The sequence below is a fragment of the Candidatus Avoscillospira sp. LCP25S3_F1 genome (assembly GCF_052117125.1).
GTDB lineage: Bacteria > Bacillota > Clostridia > Oscillospirales > Oscillospiraceae > Avoscillospira_A.
The window spans coordinates 1-4,800 of sequence record NZ_JBQKJT010000046.1; the positions used below are offsets into that span (position 1 = coordinate 1).

Annotated in this window: 4 protein-coding genes; 3 read left to right on the plus strand and 1 reads right to left on the minus strand. The window is 50.9% G+C overall.

Annotated elements, in window-relative coordinates; all coding sequences use genetic code 11:
- Window positions 1-490, plus strand: a 490-nt coding sequence (locus ACTQ33_RS16900; RefSeq protein WP_441465661.1) for a hypothetical protein, incomplete at its 5' end; no start/stop codon positions are given.
- 584 nt (window positions 491-1,074) lie between these two features.
- On the opposite strand, the gene ACTQ33_RS16905 is transcribed toward ACTQ33_RS16900, so the two are convergent.
- A complete protein-coding gene (locus ACTQ33_RS16905) occupies window positions 1,075-1,266 on the minus strand; it encodes a hypothetical protein (RefSeq protein ID WP_412454493.1) in 192 nt (63 codons plus the stop codon).
- A gap of 73 nt (window positions 1,267-1,339) precedes the next feature.
- On the opposite strand from ACTQ33_RS16905, the gene ACTQ33_RS16910 reads away from it, so the two are divergent.
- Together ACTQ33_RS16910 and ACTQ33_RS16915 are read left to right on the plus strand one after the other, a co-directional pair.
- Window positions 1,340-3,034, plus strand: a complete 1,695-nt coding sequence (locus tag ACTQ33_RS16910) for a recombinase family protein (RefSeq protein ID WP_340039129.1) — start codon at window positions 1,340-1,342, stop codon at window positions 3,032-3,034.
- Complete coding sequence (locus ACTQ33_RS16915; RefSeq protein WP_441465662.1) at window positions 3,018-4,658, plus strand: recombinase family protein; 1,641 nt, start codon at window positions 3,018-3,020, stop codon at window positions 4,656-4,658. The genes ACTQ33_RS16910 and ACTQ33_RS16915 overlap by 17 nt, the downstream gene beginning before the upstream one ends.
- Window positions 4,659-4,800: the final 142 nt, after the last annotated feature.

Below are 4,800 nucleotides of genomic sequence, written 5' to 3' on the forward strand. Positions count from 1 at the left end.
ATCTACTTTTCAAACTTTTTCGGAGGTAACGGCTATGAGTAAAAATCGTGAAGAAAGGGCGAATTATTATCTTTACATAGATGGACAGGCTGTGCCGGTAAGCGAACAGGTTTACCGTGTGTATCAGCACTATGAGCGAAAAGAAGAATACTTTTCCTACGATCTGAAAACGGAGAAGTTCCAGAAAGACACCGCAACTTTTCTGCCCAGCAGAGAGGATTCCTATGAGCGCCTGCTGGCAAAGGACAAGCAGTTTGCTACTTCTGGTCAACCCGTGGAGGAACAGGCGGTCTCGTCCGTTTGGCTGGAGGGATTATTGGAATGTTTGTCAGAGGATGAGAGGATTATTCTCCACAAACTGTATTTCGAGGACAAGTCAGAACGGATTGTCAGCATGGAGCTTGGAATTTCCAAAACAGCTCTGCATCAGCGCAAAGTCAAGCTGCTCCAAAAATTAAAAATTTTTTTGGAAAACATGGGAAAAGCATAGACCAAAACCACTCTCCCAACGGGGAAGTAAGTGAGAGGGTCTATCTCTCTCATGCAGCTTGACAACTGAATAGACGGCATTTCCGGTACATAACCCATGTACGAGCGAATATGAAACGCCGCGAAGATGGAGCAGTCAGGGAGGTGATGAAAGAACTGCTTCGGAGCGATCTACGATTTCATAAAACGGATTGTGGCAGATTCGGCGCGATGACTGCATGGGGGCTTAAAGATACTTCCTCACGGCCTCCTAAAGACTTGGGAGGAACCCTGCGGCGCACGAGTAAAACGACGCTGCGGAGTTATGACAGCCGCGCCAGCGGAGACCGGAATGTCCCCATCGTCAGGGGTGCGTGGCAAATGTGGCGAGCAATAACCAAACTACAATACAGCAGCCGTACCGATTAGCAGGTTCGCATATCCCCTCAACTTTATCGGTGCGGCTGCTTGTCTTTATATGAATTGAGACAACCTGTTTCCTCATATCTTATGAAGAAACAGGTTTTTTGACTGGAGGTGCGTCAATATGGATCAGAGGAATACCCCTATAACCTCCTACAAAGAGGTGAAAATCGGGAAAACCATTTACCGTGTGACCAGCTTTTTTTCGGGTGAAAAGGAACTGGGAAAGACTTTGGAGCAGCTGGCTGTCCGGCGCGCCATGTCGGAGGTTTCCACACCTGCCAGCTGCTCTGCACACACGGCTACATAGTCACACCATCCTCCCGGCTTTGCCGCATACTTGCGCGGCGATGGATTCTCCGCTACGATGTTCATACAGGGATATTCCCTGTGGAGCCATCACGCCGCACGAGGTATGGAATCTGGATAATCGGGAGGGAAAATAAAGATGGCTACAAAAACATACAACGTCGGCATCTACTGCCGTTTGAGTAACGACGATGAACGCGACGGCGAATCCGTCAGCATCGAGAACCAGAAACTGCTGCTTCAGAACTATGTGCGGCAGCGGGGCTGGAATGAAATTGATACCTATATCGACGATGGATATTCAGGTACGAATTTTGACCGTCCTGGGGTCAAGCGGCTGATTGAGGACGCCAAGGCCAAGCGGATCAATGTGATTCTGGTCAAGGACCTGTCCCGTTTTGGCCGTAACTACATTGAGTTCGGGCAATACACGGATTACTTATTCCCATCTCTGGGCTGTCGGTTTATCGCTCTGAACAACGGCATTGACACGGAAAGCACCAATGGCAGCACCGATGTCATGTGCTTTTTGAACTTATTTAACGAATTTTATAGCCGCGACACCAGTAAGAAGGTCAAAGCAGTCAAAAAAGCCTGTGCGGAAAACGGGAAATTCATGGGAACCTATCCCGCCTACGGCTATAAGCGGGACCCGGCGGATAAGCACCATCTGGTGATCGACGAGGACACCGCCCCGATTGTGCGCCGTATCTTTGAGATGCGGGCAGCCGGAACAGGGTTTCACGCCATCGCCGTCACGCTGAACGAGGAAGGCATCCCATCCCCCGGTGTGCTGTACTACCAGCGCAAAGGTCAGAGCGATCCGCGCCGGGTCAACCACAAATGGGCAGACCAGACGGTGAAAAACATTGTCCGCAGCGAGGTTTATATCGGCAACATGGTTCAGGGAAAGACCGGAACGCTGTCGTATAAATCCCGTAAACTCATCAATAAGCCGGAGGAAGAATGGATTCGTGTGGAAGGAACCCATGAACCGATTATCTCACAGCAGCTGTGGGATACCGTAGTCAGCATTGATAAAAAGAAGGTGCGGAAATCTTCTTCCGCTGACGGTTACAGGAGCATCTTCACTGGCCTTGTGTACTGTGCGGACTGCGGTTTCAAAATGAGAAATCAGGTGGAGCGATTCACCTATAAAGACGGGACGCCGGGGCGGTACAGCTCCTTTATCTGTGGGAACTACTCCCGCAGCGGCAAAGGTGCCTGTACTATCCACACCATCTATGAGAATGTGCTGACCCATCTGGTGCTGGAGGACATTCGGGAAAAGGCTCGTTTTGCGGAATATGACCCGGAACAGCTGGTCCAGCAGATTATCCGCTTAAAGGATAAGGAAGCCAAAAGCCGCCTTTCCTCCTGTGAACAGGAGCTGAAAACATACACGGCGCGGCTTTCCGAGCTGGAACGGCTGATGCAGAATCTCTATGAGGATAAATGCGCCGGAACCATCCCGCAGACCGTTTTTCAAACCCTGATGCACAAATATGAAGCAGAACGGGCAGAAAAGTCCGAAGCAATCCCGGAACTGGAACGCAAGGTCAAAAGCTACCTGGAAAACCGCACGGATGCGAACCGCTGGCTGGCTATTATCCGCCGGTACACAGAGATTACCGAGCTGGATGAATCCATTCTCTTTGAACTGGTAGACCGCATTGAGGTTGGAGAAACCAAAAAAGTGGGCGGCCAGCGGGTTTGTGACCTCCGCGTTTACTACCGCTATGTTGGAAATGTGGACGCGGCGCTGGCAAGGGATATTGCCGCAAGCGAAAATATCCCGGAAGAAAGGAGGCTGCCACTTGAAGAAGCAATATAAGGTCGGCATCTACTGCCGCCTGAGTGTGGACGATGCTTCCAATTCCGCAAAGGCAAAGAACTATATCCCCGGCGATGAATCCACCAGCATTGAAAATCAGTATGAAATCCTCTCCAGATTTGTTATGCTGAATGGCTGGATGGAGGTCAAGACTTATCGGGACGATGGGTACAGCGGTGGAAATTTTCAGCGGCCCGGATTTTTGGAAATGCTGGAGGATGCCCGCCACGGCCTGATTAACCTGATCCTGGTCAAAGACCTGTCCCGTTTGGGGCGTGACTTTGTAGAGGTAGGCCGCTATACGGATGTGATTTTCCCGTCCCTTGGCTGCCGGTTCGTGTCTGTGCTGGACTGTCTGGACAGCGAGGGCGACAACACCGATATGCTGCACTTCCGCAGTCTGATGAACGACTACCATCTGAAAGACTTGTCGGGAAAAATCAAATCAGTGCTGTACTCCAAAAAGAAAAGCGGCCAATACCTGACCGCCTATGCTCCTTACGGATACCGCAAGAGTGATGAGGACAAACACCGGCTGGTGGTGGATGAAGAAGCCGCCGCTGTGGTGCGGGAGATCTACCGGATGCGCTATTCAGGCATGGCCTACGGCAAGATTGCGGCGGTGCTGAACAAGAAAGACATCCTTTCTCCCCGCTGGCACTGGGAACTGCACTACGGAAAAAAAGGCATCTGCAAATACTCCAAACTTTGGACCTATGCCACGGTGAAAAACATCCTGAATGACACCGTTTATCTCGGCATAGTCACACAGAACCGCACCGGCTCCCGTTCCTACAAGGACAAAACCATGATACAGAAGCCGGAAACGGAATGGATTTGCCACGAGGATGCCCATGAAGCAATCATTGACCGGAAACTGTGGGAGGCGGTTCAGGAAAAGAACCGGGTAGTCAAACAGCAGGTAGCAAACCGTGCCGACCCTCTGCCTGCCCTGTTCACCGGCAAACTGGTCTGTGCTGATTGCGGGCATCCCCTGGTAGCCACCCGCGAGACCCAGCGCAGAAAAAACGGGACATCCAAGCGGTATGTTTCCTATATCTGCTCACACTTTGCCACCACCGGACACAGCGCCTGTTCCTGGCACCGGATTTATGAAATCTCTCTGAAAACGCTGGTACTGAATGAAATCCGGGCGCACAGTCAAGCGGTGGCACAGGATGAAAACGAGGTGCTGGACAAGCTGAAACAGCAGATTCTTTATGGAAGCACCGCAAAGCAGGAAGATTCCAAACTGGAAATCAGCCGACTGCGGCGGCATATTGGAGAACTGGAACACATGACCGTCAAACTCTACGAGGATAAGGTCAGTGGCACGATCAATAGCGATACCTTTGCTATTCTGATTCAGAAAAGCGAACAGGAGCGCATACAAAAGACTGACCGCTTAGACACACTTCTGGCAGAGGAACGAAAAGCCCAGCAGGAGGTTGAAAATATCCGGCAATGGGCAGGCATCGTCCGCCGCTATCTGGATGTGCAGGAGCTTGACCGGGAAATCGTTGAGGAACTGATTGACCACATCGAGATCGGGGAACGCTCCGTTATAGACGGTCAGCGTCACCAGGACATTAAAATCTTTTACCGCTTCGTAGGTGTGGTATAATGGGAAAAAGAAAAGACCCGGCTGCGGTCCGGGCATATACCTGACAACATTCTATAAAAACGGTTTGCGATTGAACCGCATCGCTTTGTCGAAAAAGAGTGATTCAGCAGAACACCCTTCCCAAACAGCTTATGTTCTTCAT